This is a genomic window from Peptococcaceae bacterium (assembly GCA_024655825.1).
Taxonomy (GTDB): domain Bacteria; phylum Bacillota; class Peptococcia; order DRI-13; family PHAD01; genus JANLFJ01.
The window spans coordinates 16,233-40,568 of the sequence record JANLFJ010000031.1; the positions used below are offsets into that span (position 1 = coordinate 16,233).

Sequence of the window (24,336 nt, forward strand, 5' to 3'; positions counted from 1 at the left end):
GGATGTGAGGAGGAAGCGCCATGTCCTTTGCCCGTAAAAACATTGTGCTTTTGGGACTCGTGGTGGTCCTTGCCGTCTTTCCCCTGCTGGTGGTTCACGATTCTGATTTCGGGGGAGCGGACGGGGCGGCAAAAGAGAAAATACTGGAAATAAACCCCCAGTACGTGCCGTGGTTTGATTCAATCTGGGAACCCCCCGGCGGCGAAACGGAAAGCCTGCTTTTTGCTGTCCAGGCTGCCCTGGGCGCCGGTTTTCTGGGTTACTATATCGGGCTGCGCAGGGGACAGAAAAAAGCGGCGGAAAAATGATGTTCCCCACCGAGCAGTACGCATACGCCGGTAAGCTGCGCGGCGTCCATCCGCTGGAGAAATTTTCCTTTGCTGTCGTCACCATGACGCTTGGCCTGGCGGTAAACAGGCCGGAAATATATGTCATAATAACCGTGCTTATGCTGGGCGTGCTTGTGGGCAAAGCCGGGATTCCGGGAGCGGTTGTGTTGAAAATGCTCCTGGTTCCGCTGGCTTTTCTCTTACCGGGAGCGGCTGCTGTCTCTTTGTCGGTTGGTCCGGCTGAGGGCGAAACCCTGTGGCAATTCAGCGTTGCCGGCTGCAAGGTAGGATTTACCGCCGCCGGCTTGAGCCTGGCCGGGCACACCGTCTTAAAGTCGCTGGGTTCCGTAAGCTGTCTTTATTTCCTGGCCTTTACCACGCCGGTGACGGAACTTGTTTATGTGCTCAAGCTTTTGCGCTTTCCGGGCATTATTGTCGAACTCGTGGTCCTTATCTACCGTTTCATTTTTATTTTCATGGAATCCGCCTGGCAGCTGTATGTGGCCCAATCCGCCCGGTGGGGTTATTCCAGCTTCAGGAGGAGCCTTGCTTCCATGGGGGTATTGCTGGCCAATATCTGGGCGAAGGCCTTTCTCCGTGCCGGGCGGGTGCTTACCGGCCTGAACTCCCGTTGTTATGACGGTAAACTCGGATTTATCGATGCCCCGTACGTTTTTTCTTTACGGAACATTATTTTCATCGTCCTGCTGGAAGGGGTCTTGCTGCTCCTGGCCCGGTATTAGGAGGTGACAGCGAAGTGCGGTATGTCCTGGAAGCCGAGGATGTTTTTTTCACCTACCCTGACGGGACCAGGGCTCTTAACGGTCTTACCATGAGGGTTCCCGCAGGTAAAAAAGTTGCCGTGCTTGGTAAGAACGGGTCTGGAAAATCAACCCTTTTTCTCCATTTCAATGGCCTCCAGAGGCCTCAAAAAGGCGTTGTGAAGTTTAACGGGTCGGCCGTAAGCTATGAGAAAAGGGCGCTGAAACTGCTGAGGAAAAGTGTTGGCATTGTTTTCCAGGACCCTGACGACCAGCTTTTTTCGGCTAGCGTCTACCAGGATGTTTCTTTCGGTCCCTTGAACCTGGGCTGGCCGGAGGAGAAGACCAGGCGGAAGGTAGAAGAAGTTCTCCGGCAGACCGGCCTCTGGGAGGAGTGGAACAAACCGGTGCATTTTTTAAGCCACGGGCAAAAAAAGCGGGCGGCGATTGCCGGTGTTCTGGCCATGGAGCCGGAGGTGATTGTCCTGGACGAACCGACCGCCGGGCTTGATCCGGCCTTTGGCAGCGATTTGTTGAGCCTGCTCGATAAATTCAACAGGGAAGGGGCTGCCGTGATTGTCTCCAGCCATAACACCGACGAGATTTACGCCTGGGCGGATCATGTTTTTGTGCTGGAAAGAGGCCGGGTGATCGGGGAAGGCAGCCCGGTGGAAGTTTTCCGCCGGGAAGATGTGCTCAAAAAGGCCGGCCTTGTCAAACCCTGGGTTCTGGATGTGTTCGATAGACTCGCGGCTTCCGGGAAATTGGACAAAAAAAGGACGCCGCCCCACAAAAGGGAAGAGCTCCTGGATATTTTGGGTGTTTGAGCGGCCTGGCAGAAAGAAAAAGGAAGCGAGGGAAAAAGAAAGAGGCCCATGAAAACAGGTCAAAAGAAAAAGGCCATCCTGGTGGTGAGTTTCGGCACCACTCACCATGACGCCTGCAAAGTGACGATAGAAGCCTGCGAGGAGGAAATAGCCCGGCGCTTCCCAGGCTACGAAACGCGCAGGGCTTTCACCTCCAACATCATCCGGAAAACCCTCAAAGAACGGGACGGCATGGAAATAGACGATACAGGCGAGGCGCTCCGGAAACTGAAAGAAGAGGGCTTCGGGGAGGTCATTGTCCAGCCCTTACATATCATCCCGGGTGAGGAGTACCACGAAAAGGTCCTCAAACCGGCTGCGCCATACCGTGAACAGTTTGAGAGGCTTGTTGTGGGAAGGACTGTCCTGGCGGCTGCAAGCGATTACGCAGCGGCGGCGGAGGCCCTTAAAAGACAGCTTCCCAGGCTGGATGAAGACCAGGCCGTTGTATTGATGGGACACGGCTCGGACCATCCCGCCAATGCCTGCTATGCCATGCTGCAGCTGGTTCTCATGGCTACCCTCCCCCGGGTCTTCATCGCCGGCGTGGAAGGATACCCGGGGATAGGCGACGTTGTTTCCAGGCTGAAGGCCGGCGGGATCAAGAAGGTGGTCCTGATGCCCTACATGCTGGTGGCGGGGGAACACGCCAAGAATGACCTGGCGGGAGATGAGGATGATTCATGGAAAAAAATGCTGGAAAGGGAAGGGTTTGAAGTGAGCCTTTACCTGCACGGGTTGGGGGAGAATCCGGCTTACCGGGAGATCTTTGTACGGCGTGTTGCGGACTGCCTAAAAGCGGCTGAGGCTGCCGGCGCGTAAAGACGAGTAAAGGAGGAGCGCGAAAAGATGGGGCCATATTATCCGGTTTGCCTGAACCTGGCGGGTAAAACGTGCGCCGTCGTGGGAGGCGGCAGCGTGGCGGAACGCAAGGTCCGGTCTCTATTTGAGGCCGGGGGCGGAGTCAGGGTCGTATCGCCGCGGGTGACGAAAGGGATAAAAGAATTAACCAAAAACGGAAAAGTGACCTGGCTCCGGCAGGAGTATGAACCGGCCTGCCTCGAAGGCAGTTTTCTGGTCGTGGCCGCCACGGGCGACCGCCTTGTCAACAGCAGGATCGTGGCCGACTGCAAAGAGCGCAATATTCTGGTGAATACGGCTGACAGCCTGCCGGAAAGCGATTTCATCGCCAGTGCTCATTTTAGGAGGGGAGACCTGGTGATCGCCGTTTCCACCGGCGGCAAAGGCCCGGCCCTGGCCGCTAAAATAAGGGGAGAACTGGAGAGCCTTTATGGACCGGAGTACGCGGTGTTGCTGGACGTGCTGGGGATGGCCAGGGACATGGCCCGCCGGCGCATCGACGACCCGCTGGCGCGAAGCAAAAAACTTAAAGACATGGTGGCGGGCGGGCAGGTTTCGCGGCTGGTGCTGGAGGGAAGGCTGGAAGAAGCCAGGGAAGAGGTGAGAAAATGCCTATCGCCGTTTTCGGGTTGAATCACCGCTCTGCTCCCGTCGAAATCCGGGAAAAGCTCAGTTTCTCCAGAAGCCGCATTGCAGCCCAAAAGGAGGAAATCGGCGGCCTGCAGGAAGTGGAAGGAGCGGTCATACTTTCCACCTGCAACAGGACCGAGTTTTACGTTACAACGCAGAATCCGGCCGGCAGCCGCCGCTCGCTTCTCGGTTTTGCCGCCCGGTACAGCGCCTGTCCCCCGGAAACGCTGGGAAGGCACATTTACTGGAAGGAAGGGCGGGAAGCCGTGCATCACCTGTTCCGGGTGGCCGCGGGGCTTGATTCCATGATGCTGGGCGAAAGCCAGGTCCTGGGTCAGGTGGAAGATGCCTACAACTACGCCAGGGAATACGGTATTTCCAACAACATATTGAATCCCCTGTTTCAGAAAGCCATCGAAGTGGGGAAAAGGGTGCGCACCGAGACCAGGATTGACCGCCAGGCCCTCTCCGTCGGTTCTGCCGCCGTAGAGATGGCCAGGGAATTCTTCGGCGGCCTGGAAGGGCGGGTGGTGCTCGTGCTGGGGGCCGGTGAGACCGGCGAGCTGGCGGCCCGTCACCTTGCTGCCGGCGGCGTGGGGGCAGTGCTCGTAGCCAACCGGACTTATGAAAGGGCCCTAAGGCTGGCCCGCGAGTTGAACGGCGAAGCCGTATGTTTTGCCGGGTTTATGTCCTGCCTGGAAAAAGCGGACCTGGTCATCGGCAGCACAGCCGCTCCCCATTATGTCGTCAGGGCCGCCGATGTGGAGCGCGTTCTGGCTAAAAGAAAGGGCAGGCCGCTTCTCTTCATTGATCTTGCGGTGCCCCGCGACATTGAGCCTGCCGTGGCCTTGCTCGAGAACGTGTCCCTGCACGATGTGGATGACCTGCAGGGGGTGATCGGTAAAAACCTGGAGGAGAGGAAGAAGGAAGCGGCTAAAGCGGAACTGCTGGTCAGGGAAGACCTCAACAAGTTCTTCGAGTGGTACGACAGCCTGTTTGTCATTCCCACCATTGCCGCCCTTAAGGAAAAGGCCGAAAAAATCAAGGAAAAGGAGTTGGAAAAGGCCCTCAGAAAGCTGGGCGGCCTTTCGGAGAAAGAAAAGAAGGTGATCATGTCCATGGCCGGTTCCATCGTCAACAAATTCCTCTATGACCCGATCATCAACCTGAAAGAGTGCGCGCGCTCGGACAGCGGCCGGTTGTACACGGAAACAATCAACAAACTGTTCAACCTCTCGAGCGAAGGAAAAGAAATGTCCGGGGAGGACGCGGTATGAGAAAAAAGATCAGGGTCGGCACGAGAACGAGCCGGCTGGCCTTATGGCAGGCAGGTTTTGTAGTGAACAGGCTAAAAATTTGCTGTCCGGCATATGAGTTCGAGATTATACCCATTGTTACCGCGGGTGACCGTTTAATTGACGTTTCCCTGGACACGGCGGGTGATAAGGGGCTTTTTACAAAAGAGCTGGAGCTTGCCCTGCTCAACCGGGAGGTAGACATGGCCGTGCACAGCATGAAGGATTATCCCACGGAAGAGACGAACGGCCTGGTCATTGCGGCGGTGACAGAGCGGCACGATCCCCGGGAAGCGCTTATCAGCAAAAGAGGGGAGCCTTTTTTGCGGCTGCCGGAAGGGACACGGGTCGGGACCAGCAGCCAGCGCCGCAAGTCGCAGCTTCTTCACCGGCGGCCCGATTTGCAGGTCGTGGAGATGAGGGGCAATGTCGATACCCGCCTTAATAAACTGGAGACGGTCGATTATGACGCTATCGTCCTGGCTGCGGCCGGTGTGGAAAGGCTTGGCCTCCATGCACGGATAACGGAAAAACTTGATTTTTCGGTTTGCCTGCCGGCGGCGGGACAGGGAGCCCTGGGAGTGGAAACAAGGGCCAGCGACGAAGAAACAATTGAGCTTGCCGTGATGGTCAATCACCGGGAGACAGCGCGCTGCGTCCTGGAAGAAAGAGCATTTCTCCGGGCGCTGGGGGGCGGCTGCCAGGTTCCTGCCGGTGTGCTGGCGGTATATGAAAACAAAAAAATTGTTCTGCAGGCGGCGGTGGGCTCGCCCGACGGCAGGCTTATGCTGCGCGCGGCTATTTCCGGGGAAATTGAACCTCCCGGGGAGTTGGGGGAGGCGCTGTGCCGGCAGTTAAAAAGCCAGGGCGCAGGCAGCATCCTGGAACAAGCCAGAGGGGGGCGGTCGTCATAAAAAAAGGCGTGGTTTACCTGGTGGGAACAGGGCCGGGGGAGGCCGGATTGATTACGGTGAAGGGGTTGGAATGCATCAGGGCTGCCGATACCATTGTCTATGACCGGCTGGTGAACACCAGGCTCCTTTCGTATAAGAAACCGGGGTGCCGGCTTGTTTTTGCGGGGAAAGAACCGGGCCGGCACACGCTCAGCCAGCCCGGGATCAACAACCTGCTGGTGGAAGAGGCCCTTTCCGGCAGGCTGGTGGCCCGCCTGAAAGGGGGTGACCCGTTCGTTTTCGGCAGGGGCGGGGAAGAGGCTGCTGCCCTGCGGGAAGCGGGTGTTCCTTTTGAAATAGTGCCGGGAATAACTTCGGCCGTTGCCGCTCCGGCTTATGCAGGCATTCCGGTGACGCACCGCGATTATGCTTCCAGCTTCACGGTTGTCGCCGGTCATGAGGACCCGGAAAAAGAGCTCAGCAGCCTCGACTGGCCGCGGCTGGCCTCCGAACCGGGCACGCTTGTCTTCTTGATGGGAGGGCGAAACCTGCCGGCGATTGTGGAGCGCCTGCTCGGCTGCGGCAAAGACCCCTTGACCCCGGCAGCGGTGATTCGCTGGGGGACGAGACCTGAGCAGCGGGTGGCGAGCGGGGTGCTGGGCGACATTGCAGAGAAGGTCAAAAAGAGCGGCCTTGCCTCGCCGGCTGTTACCGTCATTGGAGAGGTCGTCCGGTTGAGAGAAAGCCTGCTGTGGTTTGAAAACAAGCCCCTTTTCGGCAGGCGTGTGCTGGTGACCCGTTCCCGCGAGCAGGCCGGCGAGCTTTCCGGAAAAATCGAGGAACTGGGCGGCGAGGCCCTGGAATTGCCGGTTATCTCCATTGTGCCACCCGCCGACTTTTCCGCGCTGGATGCGGCCATTGCCGGGGCTGCGGGGTACGACTGGCTGGTATTCACCAGCGTGAACGGGGTGCGGTCCTTTTTGGCGAGAATGGCCGCCCTGCAGATCGACATCAGGCGGTTGGGCCGGGCCAGGTTGTGCGCCATCGGGCCCACGACCGCCCGGGCGCTGGAAGAAAGAGGGCTGGTGGTGGACGTGGTCCCCCCAACTTACCGGGCGGAAGCCGTGCTGGAGGCTTTGAAAGACAAGTTGTTGCCCGGGCAAAAAGTCCTGCTGCCGCGCGCCAGCCTAGCCAGGACTGTGCTGGTTGACGGGCTAAAGCAAATGGGAGCGGTGGTGGAAGAGGTCGCGGCCTATGAAACGGTCCTGGAGAGTCCGGATGCGGCGATAATCGAGCTTATTAAAGAAAAAATGAGGAACAAGGAAATCCATGCCGTTACCTTCACCAGCCCTTCCACCGTCCGCGGTTTGTTGGCCCTGCTGGGGGAAGAGACGAGGGACCTGTTAAAAGGAACGGCTGTGGCCTGCATCGGGCCGGTCACGGCTGCGGCGGCGGCCGCCGCCGGGCTCGAGGTCAGGATCACGGCCGCCGAGTATACGATTGAGGGGCTGGTCGAGGCTCTCGCCTCATACTTGGCGAAGGGAAAAAACCGGATTGGAGGAATGAAGCTATGAGTTTCCCGGTGACAAGAATGCGCAGGCTGAGAAAGTCACCTGCGGTAAGGAAAATGCTGGCCGGCGTAAACTTGTCGGTAAATGATCTTATTTTTCCCCTTTTTGTGGTGGAGGGAAAAGGGATCGAGAATCCCGTCCGGTCAATGCCGGGCGTTTCCCAGCTGTCAATTGACAGGATGCTCCCCAAGGTGGAAGAAGTGGTGAAAGCTGGCCTCAAGTCCGTAATCCTTTTCGGCATCCCGGAGAAAAAGGACGGTATAGGTTCGGAAGCCTACGCAGAAGAAGGGATCATCCAGCGGGCAATTGCCGCGATAAAAAAAGAGTTCCCGGAACTGGCCGTCATCACCGATGTCTGTTTGTGCGAGTATACGGATCATGGTCACTGCGGCCTTGTGGAGAACGGCCGGGTTCTGAATGACGCCACCCTGGAACTGCTGGCCAGGACCGCCCTTTCTCATGCCCGGGCCGGCGCGGACATGGTGGCTCCTTCCGACATGATGGACGGGAGGGTGGGAGCTATCCGCGCCGAACTGGACAGGGAGGGATACGAAGACACCCTGATCATGGCCTATTCGGTCAAATACGCTTCCGCCTTTTATGGTCCTTTCCGCGAAGCGGCCGGTTCCGCTCCCCGCTTCGGGGACAGGAGCACCTACCAGATGGACCCCGTTGCCGCCGCGGAACAGGCCGTGCTGGAAGCATTCCTCGATTTGGAAGAGGGTGCCGACATTATTATGGTTAAGCCGGCCCTGGCTTACCTGGATATAGTCAGGCGGGTCAGGGAAGAATTCCTCTGCCCGGTGGCCTGCTACAACGTCAGCGGCGAGTACGCCATGATCAAGGCGGCTGCTCAAAACGGCTGGATTGAAGAAAAAAAAGTCGTGATGGAACTGGTGACGGCCATGAAAAGGGCGGGCAGCGACCTGATCCTGACCTACCATGCCCTGGACCTGGCCGGATGGTTGAAGGAGGAAGGCTTTAGATGAAAACCGGTTCGCGAAGATCCAAACAATGTTACGAGGAAGCCTGCCGGGTCATTCCCGGGGGTGTCAACAGCCCGGTTAGGGCGTTCAAGGCTGTCGGGGATTATCCCCTGTTTATCGAGAGCGGTCTTGGCGCGCGGGTTACGGACGTGGACGGGAACGAGTACCTCGATTACGTCGGTTCGTGGGGGCCTTTAATCCTGGGACACCGCCACCCGCGGGTCGTCGAAGCAATCCGGGAGTGCCTGGAAAGAAAAGGCACAAGCTTCGGCGCGCCCACCGAGCTGGAGACAGAGATGGCCAGGCTGATCTGCGAGGCCCTGCCCTCGGTGGAGCTGGTTCGCATGGTCAATTCCGGGACGGAAGCGACCATGAGCGCGCTGAGGTTGGCCCGCGCCCGTACCGGGCGAAGCAAGCTCCTGAAATTCGAGGGGTGTTACCACGGGCATGCCGATCCTTTGCTGGTCAGGGCCGGTTCGGGCGCCCTCACCTTCGGCGTTCCTTCCAGCCCGGGAGTACCAAAAGAAACGGCGGCGGAGACCATGACCGCTTCATACAACGACGTGGAAGGAGTAATAGAGCTTTTCCGAAGCAGGGGAGAGGAAATCGCCGCGGTCATAGTTGAACCCGTAGCCGGCAACATGGGCGTGGTCCTGCCGGAAAAGGGGTTCCTGGAAACTTTAAGAAAAATAACGGCTGGATACGGCGCCCTTCTGATATTTGACGAGGTGATCACGGGGTTCCGGCTGGCCTGGGGCGGGTTCCAGAACCTCGTAGGGATCAGGCCCGACCTGACCTGCCTGGGCAAGATCATCGGCGGGGGGCTGCCCGTGGGAGCTTACGGCGGCCAAAGGGAGGTCATGGAACTGGCAGCCCCGGCGGGACCGGTTTACCAGGCCGGCACGCTTTCGGGGAACCCCCTGGCTATGAGCGCGGGGCTGGCTGCCCTGCAGGAACTGAAGCAAGGCAATCCCTATGAAAGACTGGAAAACATGGGGCGCATGCTGGCTGAAGGGCTGGCTGCGGCGGCCGGAGAAGCGGGCGTCGAGGTGACGGTCAACCGGTGCGGTTCTCTTCTCACCTGCTTTTTCACCCGGGGCCCGGTCAGGGATTACCGGTCGGCAACCAGGGCTGACACCGGAGCCTACAGAGTCTTTTTCCAGGCCATGCTGGCCCGCGGCATATACCTGCCGCCGTCCCAGTTTGAAGCCATATTCATTTCCGCGGCCCACGGCGAAGAAGATGTCGAAAAGACCGTCGCCGCAGCCGCCCAAGCTTTTAAAGAGGTTAAAGTCTGGTATAATAATTAGGAATGCAATGGAGGATAAACATGCCAGGTGTTTTTTACGGTGTGGGCGTGGGCCCGGGCGACCCGGAACTTGTCACCGTCAAAGCCGCCAGGACGATCAGGGAAGCCGCGGTGGTCATCGCCCCGCGGGCCGGCCAAAAGGAAGAAAGCATGGCTTTGACCATTGCCCGGCCGTATCTTAAAGACGCTGCCAGGGTGGTGCTGCTGGACTTCCCCATGGTCGGGGACCGGGAACTGCTGGCGGAATCTTGGCGGCGCGGTGAACGAACGGTCCTTGCTCACCTGGAGAGGGGCGAAAACGTTGTGTTTTTGACCCTCGGCGATCCCATGCTTTACGGGACATACAGCTACATATACAAGGCTGTTTCCGCTTCCGGGTACCAGGTGTGCACCATACCCGGCATTACCTCGTTCAGCGCTGCAGCCAGCAGGGCCGGTATTCCACTGGTCCAGGGCGATGAGGTCCTGAGCATTGTCCCGGCTGCCGCCGGAAGAGAGACCCTGGCAAGGGTACTGGAAATACCGTCCAACCTTGTCCTGATGAAGGCGCACAACAACCTCCGGGAGATAAGCGGGCTGCTGGAGGCGGCCGGGCTGTTGGACGATGCCGTGCTGGTGAGCAAGTGCGGCTTTGAAGACGAAAAGATATACCGCAACCTGCGGGAACTGGGGGAGAAAAAGGTCAGCTATTTTTCCACCATTATCGTGAAGAGAAAATGAGGAGCAAAAATTATTCCGGGGGACACCGGGCAAAGAAGCAGGCAGTGGAACCGGTGTGAGGATCCGGAATGCTGGAGGTGACCGGCTTGGACAGGAAAACGGGGTATCCCCGGCTGGTTGTTGCCGGGACGCAAAGCGGCGTGGGCAAAACCACCGTGAGCCTCGGCCTGATGGCCGCGCTGTCTGGGAGAATGAAGGTCCAGCCTTACAAGGTGGGGCCGGATTACATCGATACGGCCTATCACACCTTTATCACCGGCCGGAAGTCGCGCAACCTGGACGGCTGGATGCTGGACGAGGAAGTCCTCGCCTACCTGTTCAGGAAAAACATGGCCGGCGCGGGTATAGCCGTCATCGAAGGAGTCATGGGCCTGTACGACGGGGCCGAGGCAGGCGGCGGGAGGGGAAGCACGGCTCAGGTGGCCAGGCTCCTGCGGGCTCCTGTCGTGCTTGTGGTTGACGGCAGCGGCATGGCCGCCAGCAGCGCGGCTTTGGTCAGGGGCTACCGGGATTTTGATCACTCATTGAGCCTGGCCGGGGTGATTTTCAACCGGCTCGGCGGCGAGGGGCATTATAGGCTGCTGAAAGAGGCCGTGGAAGAGAGCGCGGGAGTCAAGGTCTTCGGTTACCTGCCCCAAGAAGCGGAGGTGGCGCTGCCGGACCGCCACTTAGGGCTGGTTCCCAGCGCGGAGGTCCCCTCTCTGCGGGAGAAAATCGCAAGACTGGCAGCCTTGGTGGAGAAAACAGTAGAGGTGGACGAACTTGCCAGGCTGGCCGGGGGATGGCCGTTGGAAGCGCCCGGCGGTTCGTTTGAAGCGGGGACGCCGGTCGGCCGGGAGATACCGGTCGGGGTGGCCCTGGACGAGGCTTTCAACTTCTACTACTGGGATAACCTTGATCTTTTGGAGGAGCTGGGAGCCAGGCTGGAGTATTTCAGCCCCCTGCACGGGGAGAGGTTCCCGGACGGGGTCGGCGGGCTTATCCTGGGCGGGGGGTTCCCCGAGGTTTTCGCCCCTGGCCTGGAGAAGAATGAAGGGATGAGGGAAAGCCTGAAGGCTGCCTTGAGCAGGGGGCTTCCTTACCTGGCTGAGTGCGGGGGATTGATGTACCTGCTTGAGTCCCTGGTGGACTTTACCGGCGGCGAATACCAGATGGTGGGCTGGCTTCAGGGCAAATGCCGCATGACTTCCCGGCTCCAGAGGTTCGGTTATGCCGAACTTATGCTGCAAAAAAGCTGTCTCCTGGGAGCAAAGGGCCAGGGCATCCGCGTCCACGAGTTTCACCATTCCGCGGTGGAAGGGGTCCAGGCCCCCGCCGCTTACCGTCTCAGCAAGAAAAGAAGCGGGAAAGTGGTGCAGGAATGGGAATGCGGCTACCTGAAAGGAAACGGCGTGGCCGGTTACCCGCACCTTCATTTCTATGGCAACGCATCGTTTGCCCGCAAGTTCATGGCGGCGGCGCGCGATTATTTTAACAGCGAAACTACCAGCTGGCGCATTCTTTAATAACGGAAGTGGGTGTGCTTTATGACTGCCAGGGCGATCATGATCCAGGGCACCGGCTCGTCGGTGGGCAAAAGCCTCCTGGTGACGGCGCTGTGCCGCATTTTCAAGCAGGACGGTTACAGGGTGGCTCCTTTTAAGGCCCAGAACATGGCCCTCAATTCCTATATCACGGTCTGGGGGGAAGAAATGGGCAGGGCGCAGGTCGTGCAGGCCGAAGCCTGCGGCATACCACCTTCGGCCCTGATGAACCCCATCCTGCTCAAACCTACCAGCGATAAAGGCGCGCAGGTCATCTGCCTGGGGCGTGTTTATAAAAATATGGCCGCCGGCGAGTACCACCATTACAAGCCGGAGCTGAAAGAGATGGTTCTTGGTGCCTACCGCCGGCTGGCCGGGCAGTACGAGATCATCGTCATCGAAGGGGCCGGCAGCCCGGCCGAGATCAATCTTCGCGAGGCGGACCTGGTCAACATGGGAATGGCCGAAATGGCCGGCGCCCCGGTAATCCTGGTGGGCGACATCGACCGGGGCGGGGTCTTCGCCTGGCTGGCCGGGACCATGCTGTTGCTGACGGAAAGTGAAAAGGCCAGGGTCAAGGGCATAATCATCAACAAGTTCCGGGGCGATGAGGAAATCCTCAAACCGGGGCTCAAAATGCTGGAGGATATTGTCAAAGTGCCCGTGCTGGGCGTGGTGCCTTACCTGGACCACAATATCGACGATGAAGACAGCGTTACGGAAGAATTTTACCGCAGGGAAGCGGGGGAAGAGCGGGAAATCTCGGTGGAAGTGCTCCATCTGCCCTACATGTCGAATTTCACCGATTTCAACGTGCTGCGCCATTTTCCCGACGTGTCGCTGCGTTACATAAACAGGGGCGGGATGCTGGGAAAACCCGACCTCCTGCTCATTCCCGGGAGCAAGAACACCCTGGCCGACCTTCTCTACCTGAGAGAATCGGGCATGGAAAGGCAAATCCTGGACTACCATGAAAGAGGCGGGCTGATCATCGGCATATGCGGGGGCTACCAGATGCTGGGGAAAACGCTGCGGGACCCGCATTTCACCGAATCGACCCTAGGAGAAATTGAAGGGATGGGGCTTTTGGACATGAGCACCGTCATAGAAAAGGATAAGACGACAGCGCAGGCGGAGGCCGTGGTTGTCCGGGATGACGCCGCCTTGCTGGAAGGGCTGCGGGGTCAAACGCTGGAAGGCTATGAAATCCACATGGGAATAAGCGCCTTCGGTCCTGCGGCCCGGCCCTTCACCAAAATAACGAAACGCTCGGGTAAGGATGCCGGCGTAATGGACGGCGTGACAAACAGGGAAGGGACGGTTTTCGGCACTTACCTGCACGGGATTTTCGACAACACCGCATTTACCCGGAAGCTTGTAAACAATGTCCGCAAAATAAAAGGGCTGCCGCCTGTTCCCGCCATCCCTCCCTCCCGCAGGGAATTGAAAGAACGGGAATACGACAGGCTGGCGGACGTTGTCCGGCGGTCCCTGGATATGCGGGCGCTTTACGCCGTTTGGGGAAAGGGGAATGAGGACTGAACATGAGCGTTTACATTTTTTCCGGCTTCGTGCTAGACCTGCTGCTGGGCGATCCGGCCTGGATTCCCCACCCGGTGAGGCTTTTGGGAAAGCTTATCAGCCGGCTGGAGGCAGTGATCCGCAGCCTGGTTCCGAGGGGCGGCAGGGGTCTGAAAGCGGCCGGCGTTATCCTGGCCCTCGTTACGGTGGGCTTCGCCTACGGAGCCACCTGGGTCCTTCTGCAGCTGGCCCTGGCCATATCTCCCTGGCTGTATGCCGCCGGCAGCGTGCTTTTCATCTACTTTGCCCTGGCGGCGCGTTCCCTGGCCGACGAGGCGGGTAAGGTTTACCGGGCCCTGGAGGAAGGCGATTGCCGGCTGGCCCGGAGAAGGCTCTCGCACATTGTGGGCAGGGACACCGGAAACCTGGACGAAGAGGGAATAATCCGGGCGGCGGTGGAAACAGTGGCTGAAAACACGGTGGACGGGGTAATCGCTCCCCTTTTCTACATCTTCCTTGGAGGACCGGCCCTGGGTATGGCCTACAAGGCGGTGAACACCCTGGATTCCATGGTCGGCTACCTGAATGAACGGTACAGGGATTTGGGCTGGGCTTCAGCCAGGCTTGACGACCTGGCCAACTGGCTGCCGGCCAGGATTACCGGGCTGCTCATGCCCATCGCCGGCGGAGCCTGGGGCAAGGATGCCAGGAGGGCTTTCAGGATATACCGGCGCGACAGGCTGAAGCACAAAAGCCCCAATTCAGGTCACCCGGAGGCCGTGATGGCCGGCCTTCTGGGGGTCAGGCTGGGCGGCACCAATTATTACGGCGGGCAGGCCGTGGAGAAGCCGGTTATCGGAGACGCCGTTAAACCGCTGGAACCGGCCGACATCCTTGAGGCTTCCAGGATCATGAAAACAACGGCTGTTTTAGGGATACTGTTTTTTTACGCGGTTGCCCTCAAATTCGGTTTCCGCTAGAAAGGAGCAGCAAAGAATGATGCCTAAAGAAGGGATCCACGGCGGCAACATCTGGCAGTTCGCCAGGAAATACGGTTTCGATCCGCGGGAGGTTTTGGATTTCAGTTCCAACGCCAGCCCGCTTCCCCTGCCGGAAGAGGCAAGGGAACTGGCATACGGAGCCCTGGAAGACCTGAGACGCTACCCCGACAGGGAATACCTCGATCTCAGGACCGCCCTGGCCGGCTATACCGGCTGCCCCTTGGACTGGATTATGGCCGGGAACGGCGCCACCGAACTGCTGTATCTTGTGGCGCGCAGCCTGCGGCCGGCCCGGGTGTTGCTCCCCGTCCCGTCGTTCGGCGACTATGAGCGCGCCTTCTACGGGACGGACTGCCGGCTTGAATACTTTTACCTGGAGGAAGAAGCGGATTTCAGGCTGGATACGGGGGCCTTTCTTGACCGGCTCCGGCAGGGTTTTGAGATGACCATCCTATGCAACCCCAATAACCCCACGGGCCGCCTTATTCCCAGGGAAGAACTGCTGGCGGTGATTGAGGAGGCCGCAAGGACAGGCGCTGCAGTGCTCGTGGACGAAACATTTGTCGAGTTTGCGCCTGAGCCTGAAGAGGCTTCCGTTTTGCGGGAACTGGAGAACTATGACAACTTGCTGGTGCTGCGGGCCCTGACCAAGTTTTTTGGCGTGCCGGGATTGCGGCTTGGCTACTTGCTCGCCAACCCCGGCCTCCTGGAAAAACTGCTTCCCTACAGGGAGCCGTGGACGGTGAACACCCTTGCCTGCACGCTGGGGCCTTTTCTGCTGGGGCATGGCGAGTTTATCAGGAAGACCAGGGAGTGGATCATGACGGAACGGCCCTTTTTATTCGAGGGTTTGAGACATATCGATAAACTGAAGACATATGAAAGCGCGGCCAGCTTCTTTCTGCTGAAATCACTGGATGAAAAATGGAACGCCGGTATGCTGCAGGCGGTGCTGGCGGCCGAGAAGATCCTGATCCGTGACGCCAGCAGCTTTGTTTCGTTGGATAAACGTTTTTTCCGGCTGGCGGTCAAGGACCGGCAGGGCAACGAGAAACTCATCCAGGCCTTGCGCTACTTTTTATAGGCTTTGAGCCTTTTGTTTCCCACTCGCCGCACCAGGCAGCCCTGTCCCGGTTTTTCCGGTTAATCGTTTTCGGTAACCGGGATAGAAGAATACCCTTAAGCCAGGAGGAAGTGTCCCAATGCGCGACTTTATTACCGACCCGCTGTTGATCGAAAAAAAGAGCATGGAAACCATTGACGGGCTCCTGGAAAGCAGTTTCCCGGCCGGGTTGAATTTTTCTCCAGGGGAGTTGAGAGTGGTAAAGAGGGTCATCCATACGACGGCCGACCTGGAATACGCCGGTATCCTGGAATTCCGCCGCGATCCCCTGGAGGCGGTAATGGGGGCTTTTCGCGCGGGCTTAAGGCTGGTCACCGATACCCGGATGGCTCTTGCCGGCATCAATAAACAACGGCTGGCCCGCTTCGGGGTGGAGGCCGAGTGTTTCATGGACGACGAGGACGTGACCCGTGAAGCGAAAGAGAGAGGTGTCACCAGGGCCCTGATCAGCATGGAACGCGCCGCCCGGGATGAACGCAACGCCGTTTTCGTAATCGGCAATGCGCCCACGGCGCTGATGCGGCTGGTGAAGATGAGGGAGGAAGGGCTGGTGCGGCCCAGGGCGGTGATTGGCGTTCCGGTGGGTTTTGTCGGGGCTGCCGAATCCAAGGATCTGCTGGCAGACCTGGACGTGCCCAGTATTATCACCAGGGGCCGCAAGGGCGGCAGCGGTGTGGCTGCGGCCATTGTCAACTCCATACTATACCAGATGGAGGAGATGGAGGCGTGAACCTGGGGAGCCGCTGGATAAACGGCAGAGAACTGCGGCGGGGATACACCACGGGGTCGTGCGCGGCCGCAGCTGCCAAAGCCGCCGCCGCCATGCTGTTCGGCGGCCCAAGCGTCCCGGCGGTGGAAATTGAGACCCCGGCCGGTGTCAATTTAACCCTGGAAATCTGCGAGTCGAGGCGACAAACAGGAGAAGCCTCCTGTGCCGTGAAAAAGGATGCGGGGGATGACCCTGATATAACGGATGGCCTGCTCATTTGGGCCACAGCCAGGGAGGCGGCGGAGGGAATAGCCATAAAAGGGGGACCGGGAGTAGGAGTCGTCAGGAAGCCGGGGCTGGCCGTGGGCATTGGTCAGCCGGCCATCAATCCCGTACCCCGGCAGATGATTGAAAATGAAGTCGCAAGAGTCTTACCATCCGGTAAAGGGGTGGAGATAATTGTTTCCATTCCCGGCGGAGAAGAACTGGCCCCCAAAACCTTAAATCCCAAGCTGGGCATTGAAGGAGGTCTTTCCATCCTGGGAACCACCGGTATTGTAGAGCCCATGTCCGATGAAGCGTGGCAGGAATCGCTGCGGCTTGAACTAAAACAGTTGGCGCAGCTTGGCGCCGCCAGGGTTATTCTGGTCCCCGGCAATTACGGGCAGGATTTCGTTTGCCGGGAACTGGGGCTGGCGGGCAGGCCGCTGGTCAGGTTCGGCAATTTCGCGGGTTATGTCCTGCGGGCAGCGGCAGCCCTGGGTTTTCGCGAACTGCTGCTGGTCGGGGATCTGGGCAAGCTGATCAAGGTTTCTGCCGGTATTTTCAATACCCACAGCGCCGCAGCCGATGCCCGCATGGAAATAATGGCGGCTTACGCCGGTTTACTAGGAGCGAAAAAGGAAACAATCCGCCGTGTCCTGGAGACGAACACGACGGCGGCAGCCCTGGAATTGCTGGAAAATGAAGGAATTACAGGCCTGCCCGGGCTGGTGGCCCGGCGCGCCAGCGAAAGGGCGAGAAGTCACATCGACGGGAAAGCAGCCGTTGGGACCGTGCTCTTTTCCGCCAGCAGGGGACTGTTAGCCATGGATGAGGAGGCCAAAAGAATGGTGGAGAAATTCTATCGTGAATAAAATCCTGGTACTGGGAGTCGGGCCGGGCAGCCCGGACTACGTCCTTCCCATAATATACGAGAAAGCAGGCCAGTGCGACATCCTGTTCGGAGGCCGGAGGAACCTCGAACTGTTTAAAAATTTAAACAAAGAAACAGTTGTCATCAGGTCTCACGTGGAGGAAGTCATCAGCCGGTTAAAAGAAGCGCGCCGGGTGCGGCGGCCGGGTGTCCTGGTTTCGGGCGACCCAGGGCTTTACAGCTTTTTAACGACACTGCGACAGCACTTCGGAAAAGACGATCTTGAGGTTTATCCCGGGATCAGCTCTCTCCAGTATCTTTTTGCCAGGGGGGCCCTGCCCTGGCAGGATGCGTGCATAATAAGCCTCCACGGGCGCAGGCTTGAGGACTTGGCTGGCCTGGTGAAGACACGGCCCAAGGTGGCATTCTTTACCGACCAGGGGTTCCCGGCGGGAGAAATAGCGAGATTTCTGGTGGAGAACGGGGTCCGGGGAAAACGCGGCCTGGTGGGGGAAGACCTGTCCTATCCCACCGAAAGGGTGCTCGACTTGCCCCTGGAGAAGCTGGCAGGCCAAGCCGTTTCGAATTTGAGCGTGATGGTGGTTTATGATGATCAATAAACGTTCTTATACGGTGCCGGGGATACCGGACAGGCTTTTCCTGCGCGGAAACGTTCCCATGACCAAGGAGGAGGTCAGGGTCCTTTGCCTGTCCAAAATGGGGGTCGGCCCTGGCGGGGTTTTTCTGGACATCGGCGCCGGTACGGGCTCCATTTCCGTGGAGTGCGCGCTGCTGGCGCCTGGAGGAAAGGTCATTGCGGTGGAAAAGGAAGGGCGGGCGGTGGAACTGATCGAAAAAAACTGCGAGCGGTTCGGCGTTTCCAACGTGCGGGTCATCCAGGGGGAAGCGCCTTCCTGCCTGGAGGGGCTTCCGCCGGCGGATGGAGTTGTGATCGGCGGCAGCGGCGGAAAACTGGAAGCTATTGTGGACCGGTCCGCCGGGCTGTTGAAACCGGGTGGGCGCCTGGTGATCAACGCTGTTCTCCTGGAGACGGCGCAGGCCGGCCTAGGCTTCATGAAAAAGGCGGGTCTTACTTGGGTGGAAGTAACGTTTGCGGCGCTGGCCCGCGGGAGAGAACTTGGCGGAGGGACGGCCCTGGAACCGCTGAATCCCGTCTTTCTGGTCCGAGGCATCAAGCCCTGTGGACGAAAGGAGCGGTAAGGAATGAAAGTCTATTTTATAGGGGCGGGGCCGGGGGACCCGGAACTGTTGACTATCAAGGGCAGGAGGATCATCCAGGAAGCGGATGTCATTGTTTATGCCGGCTCGCTGGTCAACCCCGCCGTGCTGCAGGGACATAAAAAAGAGGCGGCTGTTTACGACAGTTCTTCCTTGAACCTTCCGGAGGTCCTGCAGATAATGATTGAAGGCGCGAAAGCGGGCAAAACGGTAGCCCGCGTGCATTCGGGAGACCCCAGTATATACGGCGCCGTGCGTGAACAGGTAGACGGCCTGGCCGCGCAGGGCATTGACTGCGAGGTCGTCCCCGGTGTCAGTTCTTTCACGGCTGCGGCTGCCGCCCTTAAAGCTGAATACACCCTGCCCGGTGTTTCCCAGGCGGTGATCCTCACCAGGCAGGAGGGAAGGACGCCTGTCCCGGACGGCCAGGGACTGGCCGAGTTGGCCAGGATAAGGGCTTCGCTGGCTGTTTTTTTAAGCGCGCACCTTATCGAGGAAGTGGCGGCTGCCCTTATCCCGGCATACGGCGAGGACGGCCCGGCCGCCGTGGTTCAGAAGGTGACCTGGCCGGATGAAAAGATAATCAGGGGAACGTTGAAGGACATTGCCCGCAAAGCGAGGAAAGAGGGGATTGAGAAGACGGCCCTGGTTCTGGTGGGCGGTTTCCTGGGCAACCGATACCAGTTTTCAAAATTGTACGATCCCGCTTTCAGCCACGGTTTTAGGGGCGGCCGTCCATGACGGCGGTTGTCGCCCTGACGGATAGGGCTGCTGCGCTGGCTGTGAAAATCAAAGAAAGCTGTCCCGGAACAAGCGTCTTTATTCCCCGGCGTTACGGGGAAAAATACCCCGGTCATTGTTATTTCGAGGGAGGGCCGGCATCCCTCATCCGGGAAATTTGGCGGGAATACCCCCGGCTTGTCTTCATTATGGCCGCGGGAATTGTCGTCCGCCTCGTTGCACCTCTCCTGGAGGGTAAAGACGCTGACCCGGCGGTGGTGGTCCTGGACGAGAGAGGCGAGCATGTTGTCTCCCTTCTTTCCGGCCACCTGGGCGGGGCTAATGAACTGGCCCGCGAACTGGCCGCCCTGATCGGGGCAAAGCCGGTCATCACCACGGCCACCGATGTGGAAGAGCTGCCGGCCCTGGATGAGCTGGCCCGGAAAAACGGCTGCATCCTGGAGAACTCCGGGGACTGGAAGAAAATAGCCTTGGCCCTGCTGGACGGGAGAAAAGTCGGGCTGTACAGCACAGCAAAGCTGGGTGCGGAATTCCCGCCGCACGTGGAGAGGATGGACGGGACGCGCGCCTGCGGAGAGGGGTATGCCGGAATTATTTATATCACTGAAAAAGAAACGGTGCGGGAAAAGGGGAGAGGAGATGGGCTGCCTTACATAATTTTGAGGCCCAGGAACATTATCGCGGGGGTGGGGTGCCGGAGAGACACGAAAAAAGAGGAAATAACCAGTGCCGTTTTGAAAGAACTGGCCCAAAACGACATCAGCCGCTACAGCCTTTCTCACCTGGCTACCATTGAGTATAAAAAGGACGAGCCGGGCCTGGCGGAAGCGGCAAAGGAGCTGGGGGTGCCGCTTTTGTCCATAACGGCGCGCGAGATCGCGGCGGTGGAGGACCGGTTTGCCGTTTCCTCTTTTGTCCAAGCACACCTCGGGGTAGGGGCCGTAGCGGAACCGGCCGCTTGGCTGGCGGCCAAAGAGCCCTTCCTTATAGCGGGCAAATCACGACATGTTGGGGTAACCGTGGCCCTGGTCAAGGACCGGCGCGTGGTGATCGGTTAATGCCGGACGCGGCCGCATCAATGCGGCAGCATGTCCCGACATGCGGCGAGTACGACCGGGAGTGTAAGGGTAACAGAACAACGGGGAGGTTAAAGCGATGGAGGGGAAAAAAGGCAGGGTTTTTGCAGTGGGACTGGGGCCGGGAAGCCCCGGCCATATGACCGGCGAGGTCCTGAAGGCCATTCAGGCCAGCGAAGCCGTAATCGGCTACCATGTTTATCTGGAGCTAATTGAAGGACTGCTGGCGGGAAAGGAAGTGTTTGCTTCGGGTATGCGCCGGGAGCTGGAACGCTGCGAAAAGGCCCTGGCCCTCGCCAGAGAGGGAAAAACCGTTTCCCTGGTGAGCGGCGGGGACCCCGGAGTTTACGGGATGGCAGGTCCCTTGCTGGAAATAAACGGTAAACAGACGGAGCCGGTAGAAATTGAGGTGGTCCCCGGGGTTACGGCGGCGTGCATGGCCGGGGCCGTCCTGGGCGCGCCTCTCATGCACGACACGGCTTTGATCAGCCTGAGCGACCTGCTGACACCACGGGAGATGATCAAAAAGCGCCTGCGCCTGGCGGCGGAAGGCGATTTTGTCACAGTGCTTTACAATCCCGGGAGTGCTTCCCGGTCCGGTTACGTGAAATGGGCCAGGGACATCTTTCTTGAGTACAGAAAAAAAGAAACGCCGGTGGGCATTGTCCGGAACGCGGCCAGGGAAAACCAGGAGAAATGGATCGCCACCCTTGGGGAACTGGCCGATTATAGTGTGGACATGTTCACTCTGGTCATTATCGGCAACTCCCGGACATACTGCAGCGGGGGAAGAATGATCACTCCCAGGGGGTATGCATTATGATCCTGGTCTTGTCGGGAACCGCCGACGGGCGAGAGATAGCCGTGACTTTAAGCAAACATGGCTTTCAGGTGCTGGTCTCCGCAGCCACCTCATACGGAGGGATGCTGCACCGGCAGGGTTCGGAGGGGGCTGCCGTAAGAGAAGGCGTTCTTACCCGGCAGGAAATGGAAGAGCTTATTACCGGGGCTGAAATAAAGGCGGTGGTTGACGCCACCCATCCCTTCGCCGCCGGCGTATCGCGGGCGGCCGTGGAAGCCTGCGGCAGGCGGGCTGTTCCCTACCTGCGCTATGAGAGGGAGGAGACCAGGCTGGAACCGGGTGCGGAGGGGATTATTGCCGTTTCTTCCTTTAGCGCGGCGGCTGAAAAAGCCCGGCAGTTTGCGGGCACCGTTTTTCTGACGGTGGGAAGCAGGCACCTGGCCGAATTTTGCCGGGTTATACCGCTGGAACGCCTTGCGGTCCGGGTGCTGCCGCAGAGCGAAGTCCTGAAAAAATGCGAGGAACTGGGATTGCTGCCCCGCAGCATCGTGGCGATGCAAGGGCCTTTCAGCCGGGAACTGAACCGCGAAATGTTCAGGCAGTACCGGGCCGGCGTGATTGTGACAAAAGACAGCGGCCGTGCCGGGGGAACACTGGAGAAGATTTCCGCGGCCCGGGACCTGAGAATCCCCGTGGTCCTGGTGAAACGCCCCGCCGTCGAGTATCCCCTGGTAGTAAGGGACAAGGATGAACTGCTGGAAGAACTGGGCAGGATTTTGGGGATACAGGTCAAAGAGACCCGGAGCACGGGGAACAAAAACGCGGCAGGTGAGTGACGGTGGAGAAGGGTTATATCCAGGTTTATACGGGAAACGGCAAAGGAAAGACTACGGCTGCCCTGGGCCTTGGTTTGCGTGCTGTGGGCAGGGGATTGAAAGTGGTAATGTTCCAGTTCTTGAAAGGCGGTTTCAGCGGCGAGCTTGAAAGTGCGCGGCGGCTGGCTCCATATTTTGAAATACGCCGGTTGGCCGCAGCGGATAAACCAACTTGGGCATTGCTGGAAGATGAAAAAAGTGTCCTCCGGGAAAAATTCGCTCAGGAATATGCGGAACTGGAAAAATTTATCCGCGAGGGTTCAGCGGACCTGGTTATCCTTGATGAAGTAATGGCGGCGGTCCATTACGGGTTGCTCAACGCATCCGATGTCTGCAGGCTTATGGAAATAAAGCCGCAAGAAATGGAACTTGTTTTGACTGGAAGGAACGCGCCACCGGAAATACTGGAACGGGCCGACCTGGTCACGGAGATGAGGCCGGTTAAGCATTACTACAGCAGCGGAGTAAAGGCCAGGGATGGTATTGAAAGATGACCGGCAATTACGGACTATTTCCATGATATACCAAATAAATAAAAAAAGGGAATATGTTCGATATAATATGACATATTTCCCGAAGGGTTTAGGCTCTAATTGTAGAATATGTAAACCTCATATAAGCCATATTCAATAAAATTATATAGACGAGAGTTAATATACCAAATCTTTTGTTGATAATTTAAAAAATATGGCGAATAAAACGAAAGGTATGTTGTTTTATTACAATATAATGTGTTTAATTCGCAATGCATTTCGGTTAAATGAAGTAATCGGACATCGCTCGCTGCGCTCGCTCGTCCGATTATCGGGGCGCGGGCTTCGCCTGCTGATAGGCTCGCTCGCGCAAAGCGCTCGCGACATCGCCTATCAGCAGGTTTACGGACACCCCTTCGCCAAGTGCAAGCACTAGGGCTCAGGGGCGTCGTAAACCCGCGCCCCGTTAGCCGAAATTTTCCTTTTCAGTGATCTCTGCGGTTCCATAGGGCTGCTAAAACCAAGCAAAAATAAATAACCCCTCATGAAGAGGGGTTACCGACAAGTCGCCAAACTTGTCATAACTGAATAATTTAATACCGGCGAACTGCCAAGTTCACCATATCTGTACTTTTATACTACTATAGCATATTCAAAAAAGCAAGATTTAATTCAGTTTTTCTTGTAAGTATTTTACTTTTCCTTCTAAGGATTTTATAGTATTATCCTTTTTCACAATGACAGAAGTCATACCTAGAACATTAAACAACTTTCTATCAATTTCCTGCATTTCATCCTTTAACATCCCAATATTATTAATTATGCGTTCTTTGGCAATTGTTTTAATTTGCCCTAAATCTATTGTTCCCGTTAGTGTTCGGTTATTACCCTTTTCGTCTATGTATTGATAATTCCCTGTAATCTCAATTTGTATATCGGGAATTGTAAGTTTGCTAGTAGATATGATTGCACAAGTAAAAACAGGAGAAGTAAAATTGTACGCATTTGATTGTAGTACAACACAGGGGCGTAAAGAATTTTCTTCGCTACCAATATTTTCTCCTAAATCAACGAAGCATACTTCACCACGTTTAACAGTCCAAGTACGTTGATGTTTTTTTGAAATACTATAAAATAGTTTTCTCTTATTCCAGTTTAATACACGTTGTGCTTTTTGAAGCAATTCTAATGTTTCTTTATTCAATATTAACATCCTTTCTGTGTTACCCTACCATAATTAGACAGAAAGAAGGAAAATCCTGCAAGAATATGTAATATATATTTGAATAATAAGGGAAAGGAGGAAATTGTATGCCGACTACAGGAGAAAAGCCGGGATAGGTTCTTATACTTGTACAAAATGCGGACAAGTTGTCAGGCTTGATGACTCGTCAGATACTTTACCACCTTGCCCAAGATGTAATAATACAGAATATCGCTAAAAATTCCATCAAAATCTCAAAGTCTTCATCCGAATACCCATAGGCTTCTCAAACCCTCAAATGTTTACCTGAAGCATGTGGGTATTCTAGAAGATCTTATTTTATATTAAACAGATATTTTTATTTATAGATTCTTCACAAATGGTAAACGTACATATCTTCATTGATAACGAAATGAATAAATTGGAAAACTTTAGCGGTTTTCACGGGCGGGCGCGCCACATTCCCTAACCTAACCGCAGCAACGGCCGGCTCGCCCAAGCCCAAGAAAAGAGCTTTCTATGGCTTGGCCATCGCCTTAAGGTTCGGAAACGTTGGCAAACGGGATCGTTGCCGAAATTTTCTTTCCAGCATTATTCTATTTTATCTTATAATCAATTAATTTAAGCTCGTATTCTATTAAGAGCTTTTTGCGATGTAAGCTATTTTTATGATTTTCTAATCGCAAATCAAGC

Annotated in this window: 26 protein-coding genes; 25 read left to right on the plus strand and 1 reads right to left on the minus strand. The window is 57.1% G+C overall.

Annotated elements, in window-relative coordinates:
- The first annotated feature begins 20 nt into the window (after positions 1-20).
- The 24 genes from NUV48_11625 to NUV48_11740 all read left to right on the plus strand — a co-directional run bounded on the left by NUV48_11625 (position 21) and on the right by NUV48_11740 (position 22,460).
- Positions 21-308 (plus strand): energy-coupling factor ABC transporter substrate-binding protein, encoded by a 288-nt coding sequence (locus tag NUV48_11625; GenBank protein ID MCR4442786.1) that lies wholly within the window; start codon positions 21-23, stop codon positions 306-308.
- Complete coding sequence (gene cbiQ / locus NUV48_11630; GenBank protein MCR4442787.1) at positions 305-1,072, plus strand: cobalt ECF transporter T component CbiQ; 768 nt, start codon at positions 305-307, stop codon at positions 1,070-1,072. The genes NUV48_11625 and cbiQ overlap by 4 nt, the downstream gene beginning before the upstream one ends.
- 14 nt (positions 1,073-1,086) lie before the next feature.
- A complete protein-coding gene (locus NUV48_11635) occupies positions 1,087-1,917 on the plus strand; it encodes an ATP-binding cassette domain-containing protein (protein ID MCR4442788.1) in 831 nt (276 codons plus the stop codon).
- A gap of 48 nt (positions 1,918-1,965) precedes the next feature.
- On the plus strand, positions 1,966-2,778 hold the full coding sequence (locus NUV48_11640; protein ID MCR4442789.1) for a sirohydrochlorin cobaltochelatase: 813 nt from the start codon (positions 1,966-1,968) through the stop codon (positions 2,776-2,778).
- A gap of 27 nt (positions 2,779-2,805) precedes the next feature.
- Positions 2,806-3,450 (plus strand): bifunctional precorrin-2 dehydrogenase/sirohydrochlorin ferrochelatase, encoded by a 645-nt coding sequence (locus NUV48_11645; protein ID MCR4442790.1) that lies wholly within the window; start codon positions 2,806-2,808, stop codon positions 3,448-3,450.
- Positions 3,426-4,724, plus strand: coding sequence for a glutamyl-tRNA reductase (gene hemA / locus NUV48_11650; protein MCR4442791.1), 1,299 nt, complete (start codon positions 3,426-3,428; stop codon positions 4,722-4,724). Before NUV48_11645 ends, hemA begins: the two co-directional genes overlap by 25 nt.
- On the plus strand, positions 4,721-5,656 hold the full coding sequence (hemC, locus tag NUV48_11655) for a hydroxymethylbilane synthase (protein ID MCR4442792.1): 936 nt from the start codon (positions 4,721-4,723) through the stop codon (positions 5,654-5,656). The genes hemA and hemC overlap by 4 nt, the downstream gene beginning before the upstream one ends.
- Complete coding sequence (gene cobA / locus NUV48_11660) at positions 5,653-7,209, plus strand: uroporphyrinogen-III C-methyltransferase (GenBank protein MCR4442793.1); 1,557 nt, start codon at positions 5,653-5,655, stop codon at positions 7,207-7,209. Before hemC ends, cobA begins: the two co-directional genes overlap by 4 nt.
- Positions 7,206-8,195 (plus strand): porphobilinogen synthase, encoded by a 990-nt coding sequence (gene hemB, locus NUV48_11665; GenBank protein ID MCR4442794.1) that lies wholly within the window; start codon positions 7,206-7,208, stop codon positions 8,193-8,195. The genes cobA and hemB overlap by 4 nt, the downstream gene beginning before the upstream one ends.
- Positions 8,192-9,502 (plus strand): glutamate-1-semialdehyde 2,1-aminomutase, encoded by a 1,311-nt coding sequence (gene hemL / locus NUV48_11670; GenBank protein MCR4442795.1) that lies wholly within the window; start codon positions 8,192-8,194, stop codon positions 9,500-9,502. The genes hemB and hemL overlap by 4 nt, the downstream gene beginning before the upstream one ends.
- Before the next feature lie 20 nt (positions 9,503-9,522).
- On the plus strand, positions 9,523-10,221 hold the full coding sequence (gene cobI, locus NUV48_11675) for a precorrin-2 C(20)-methyltransferase (GenBank protein MCR4442796.1): 699 nt from the start codon (positions 9,523-9,525) through the stop codon (positions 10,219-10,221).
- 68 nt (positions 10,222-10,289) lie between these two features.
- Positions 10,290-11,726 (plus strand): cobyrinate a,c-diamide synthase, encoded by a 1,437-nt coding sequence (locus tag NUV48_11680; GenBank protein MCR4442797.1) that lies wholly within the window; start codon positions 10,290-10,292, stop codon positions 11,724-11,726.
- 21 nt (positions 11,727-11,747) lie between these two features.
- Complete coding sequence (locus tag NUV48_11685) at positions 11,748-13,286, plus strand: cobyric acid synthase (GenBank protein MCR4442798.1); 1,539 nt, start codon at positions 11,748-11,750, stop codon at positions 13,284-13,286.
- Positions 13,287-13,288: 2 nt separating this feature from the next.
- Entirely contained in the window at positions 13,289-14,245 is a 957-nt protein-coding gene (cbiB, locus tag NUV48_11690; GenBank protein MCR4442799.1) for an adenosylcobinamide-phosphate synthase CbiB, read from the plus strand.
- 16 nt (positions 14,246-14,261) lie between these two features.
- Positions 14,262-15,350 carry a threonine-phosphate decarboxylase CobD gene (gene cobD, locus NUV48_11695; protein ID MCR4442800.1) on the plus strand — a complete coding sequence of 363 codons (1,089 nt, stop codon included), beginning with the start codon at positions 14,262-14,264 and terminating at the stop codon, positions 15,348-15,350.
- A 118-nt stretch (positions 15,351-15,468) separates the two neighbouring features.
- Positions 15,469-16,119, plus strand: coding sequence for a precorrin-8X methylmutase (locus NUV48_11700; protein MCR4442801.1), 651 nt, complete (start codon positions 15,469-15,471; stop codon positions 16,117-16,119).
- The gene (cbiD, locus tag NUV48_11705; GenBank protein ID MCR4442802.1) at positions 16,116-17,234 is read left to right on the plus strand and encodes a cobalt-precorrin-5B (C(1))-methyltransferase CbiD; all 1,119 of its coding nucleotides are present in this window, start codon (positions 16,116-16,118) and stop codon (positions 17,232-17,234) included. The genes NUV48_11700 and cbiD overlap by 4 nt, the downstream gene beginning before the upstream one ends.
- Complete coding sequence (gene cbiE, locus NUV48_11710; protein MCR4442803.1) at positions 17,227-17,853, plus strand: precorrin-6y C5,15-methyltransferase (decarboxylating) subunit CbiE; 627 nt, start codon at positions 17,227-17,229, stop codon at positions 17,851-17,853. Before cbiD ends, cbiE begins: the two co-directional genes overlap by 8 nt.
- Positions 17,840-18,454: a precorrin-6Y C5,15-methyltransferase (decarboxylating) subunit CbiT gene (gene cbiT / locus NUV48_11715; GenBank protein ID MCR4442804.1), complete on the plus strand. Its 615-nt coding sequence runs from the start codon at positions 17,840-17,842 to the stop codon at positions 18,452-18,454. The genes cbiE and cbiT overlap by 14 nt, the downstream gene beginning before the upstream one ends.
- Positions 18,455-18,457: 3 nt before the next feature.
- Positions 18,458-19,213 carry a precorrin-4 C(11)-methyltransferase gene (cobM, locus tag NUV48_11720; GenBank protein MCR4442805.1) on the plus strand — a complete coding sequence of 252 codons (756 nt, stop codon included), beginning with the start codon at positions 18,458-18,460 and terminating at the stop codon, positions 19,211-19,213.
- Positions 19,210-20,271, plus strand: coding sequence for a cobalt-precorrin 5A hydrolase (locus NUV48_11725; protein ID MCR4442806.1), 1,062 nt, complete (start codon positions 19,210-19,212; stop codon positions 20,269-20,271). The genes cobM and NUV48_11725 overlap by 4 nt, the downstream gene beginning before the upstream one ends.
- A 97-nt stretch (positions 20,272-20,368) precedes the next feature.
- Entirely contained in the window at positions 20,369-21,112 is a 744-nt protein-coding gene (gene cobJ, locus NUV48_11730) for a precorrin-3B C(17)-methyltransferase (GenBank protein MCR4442807.1), read from the plus strand.
- Positions 21,109-21,927, plus strand: a complete 819-nt coding sequence (cobK, locus tag NUV48_11735) for a precorrin-6A reductase (protein MCR4442808.1) — start codon at positions 21,109-21,111, stop codon at positions 21,925-21,927. Before cobJ ends, cobK begins: the two co-directional genes overlap by 4 nt.
- Before the next feature lie 2 nt (positions 21,928-21,929).
- Complete coding sequence (locus NUV48_11740; GenBank protein ID MCR4442809.1) at positions 21,930-22,460, plus strand: cob(I)yrinic acid a,c-diamide adenosyltransferase; 531 nt, start codon at positions 21,930-21,932, stop codon at positions 22,458-22,460.
- 646 nt (positions 22,461-23,106) lie between these two features.
- Here the strand turns inward: NUV48_11740 and NUV48_11745 are convergent.
- Positions 23,107-23,643, minus strand: a complete 537-nt coding sequence (locus NUV48_11745; GenBank protein ID MCR4442810.1) for a type II toxin-antitoxin system PemK/MazF family toxin — start codon at positions 23,641-23,643, stop codon at positions 23,107-23,109.
- Positions 23,644-23,746: 103 nt separating this feature from the next.
- Here NUV48_11745 and NUV48_11750 point away from each other — a divergent pair, with 103 nt between their 5' ends.
- A complete protein-coding gene (locus NUV48_11750; protein MCR4442811.1) occupies positions 23,747-23,881 on the plus strand; it encodes a zinc ribbon-containing protein in 135 nt (44 codons plus the stop codon).
- Positions 23,882-24,336: the final 455 nt, after the last annotated feature.

Coding starts and splice junctions, on each gene's coding strand:
- NUV48_11625 (MCR4442786.1), top strand. CDS start 21: ATGTCCTTTGCCCGTAAAAACATTGTGCTTTTGGGACTCGTGGTGGTC.
- cbiQ (MCR4442787.1), top strand. CDS start 305: ATGATGTTCCCCACCGAGCAGTACGCATACGCCGGTAAGCTGCGCGGC.
- NUV48_11640 (MCR4442789.1), top strand. CDS start 1,966: ATGAAAACAGGTCAAAAGAAAAAGGCCATCCTGGTGGTGAGTTTCGGC.
- NUV48_11645 (MCR4442790.1), top strand. CDS start 2,806: ATGGGGCCATATTATCCGGTTTGCCTGAACCTGGCGGGTAAAACGTGC.
- hemA (MCR4442791.1), top strand. CDS start 3,426: ATGCCTATCGCCGTTTTCGGGTTGAATCACCGCTCTGCTCCCGTCGAA.
- hemC (MCR4442792.1), top strand. CDS start 4,721: ATGAGAAAAAAGATCAGGGTCGGCACGAGAACGAGCCGGCTGGCCTTA.
- hemB (MCR4442794.1), top strand. CDS start 7,206: ATGAGTTTCCCGGTGACAAGAATGCGCAGGCTGAGAAAGTCACCTGCG.
- hemL (MCR4442795.1), top strand. CDS start 8,192: ATGAAAACCGGTTCGCGAAGATCCAAACAATGTTACGAGGAAGCCTGC.
- cobI (MCR4442796.1), top strand. CDS start 9,523: ATGCCAGGTGTTTTTTACGGTGTGGGCGTGGGCCCGGGCGACCCGGAA.
- NUV48_11680 (MCR4442797.1), top strand. CDS start 10,290: ATGCTGGAGGTGACCGGCTTGGACAGGAAAACGGGGTATCCCCGGCTG.
- NUV48_11685 (MCR4442798.1), top strand. CDS start 11,748: ATGACTGCCAGGGCGATCATGATCCAGGGCACCGGCTCGTCGGTGGGC.
- cbiB (MCR4442799.1), top strand. CDS start 13,289: ATGAGCGTTTACATTTTTTCCGGCTTCGTGCTAGACCTGCTGCTGGGC.
- cobD (MCR4442800.1), top strand. CDS start 14,262: ATGATGCCTAAAGAAGGGATCCACGGCGGCAACATCTGGCAGTTCGCC.
- NUV48_11700 (MCR4442801.1), top strand. CDS start 15,469: ATGCGCGACTTTATTACCGACCCGCTGTTGATCGAAAAAAAGAGCATG.
- cbiT (MCR4442804.1), top strand. CDS start 17,840: ATGATGATCAATAAACGTTCTTATACGGTGCCGGGGATACCGGACAGG.
- cobM (MCR4442805.1), top strand. CDS start 18,458: ATGAAAGTCTATTTTATAGGGGCGGGGCCGGGGGACCCGGAACTGTTG.
- NUV48_11725 (MCR4442806.1), top strand. CDS start 19,210: ATGACGGCGGTTGTCGCCCTGACGGATAGGGCTGCTGCGCTGGCTGTG.
- cobJ (MCR4442807.1), top strand. CDS start 20,369: ATGGAGGGGAAAAAAGGCAGGGTTTTTGCAGTGGGACTGGGGCCGGGA.
- cobK (MCR4442808.1), top strand. CDS start 21,109: ATGATCCTGGTCTTGTCGGGAACCGCCGACGGGCGAGAGATAGCCGTG.